At 34.2% G+C, this 926-nt stretch carries 1 protein-coding gene; it reads right to left on the reverse strand.

From position 1 onward, the window contains the following. Positions 1–161 precede the first annotated feature (161 nt). Positions 162–836: a hypothetical protein gene (locus ACP45E_RS19725; RefSeq protein WP_017037662.1), complete on the reverse strand. Its 675-nt coding sequence runs from the start codon at positions 834–836 to the stop codon at positions 162–164. Between the last annotated feature and the right edge of the window lie 90 nt (positions 837–926).

Below are 926 nucleotides of genomic sequence, written 5' to 3' on the forward strand. Positions count from 1 at the left end.
ATATCAGACTCCAAGCCGAGAGTGGCTAGCGTTGATAAGTCCACTTAATTAACTTGTTAGTCGGTGGCGATTCAATCGTTAATTTTTTAGATGTACTGAGTGCCTACCTAACCCTCACCCAACTTGCTTTGTAACTGATTTCTAAATTTTCCATTCATCCACTAATTCTCTTTCAACATCTTGGACTTTAAATCTAGATAGTTATAGAACCTTTCCTTATCTTCTTCATTACCATTGATATACATATATCGAAGGTATTCTTCAGCGTCAAAGAAATCATCTTTATCCCCATAAGTAAGTAATAAATATCCCATTTCAAAAGCTACCGAATGATTACCCAGCTTGAACGCTTTTGCTAAGTACAGTTTGGCAGAGTGATAATAACTAACTTCACTAACATTGCTCAAAAACAAGTTAGCATAAGCTCCACCTAATAAAGAATAAACACTCTTATCACCCTTTTCGAGATTTACTACATCCTCAAGAATGCTAATAACCAAATTATAATCTTTGTTAACATACTGACCAGAAGAATATATCGATGCTTTAACTAGCATCGCTTGCACACTCCCTTTCTCTATTACCTCATCAAGATCATTTAACACTTGATTAAATTCAAACTGCTTTTCAAGAAGAGAATGGTATTGAATGTAGAAAAGTACGGCTTTAACTCTATTATTTTCATGTTCTGAATTTCTATATGTCAAATAACAAGCTGAAGCATCATTCGAACACCATTCTGGTAAAGGTTTAGCACCATTATTGACAGTAAGTCCAAAGCTACTAAAGCTGATTGTAAACAATGAAAATAATATTAACCGTTTTGAAAAAACCATTGAAAAACTCACTCGTTTCTATTTGTTCATGTACTGATGCGTTTTTTTAACTCAAACCTTAACCGACTAACGCCTTACTAAGTGGCGCTG

This window comes from Vibrio genomosp. F10 str. 9ZD137, from assembly GCF_049974785.1.
GTDB lineage: Bacteria > Pseudomonadota > Gammaproteobacteria > Enterobacterales > Vibrionaceae > Vibrio.

Coding starts and splice junctions, on each gene's coding strand:
- ACP45E_RS19725 (WP_017037662.1), bottom strand. CDS start 836: ATGGTTTTTTCAAAACGGTTAATATTATTTTCATTGTTTACAATCAGC.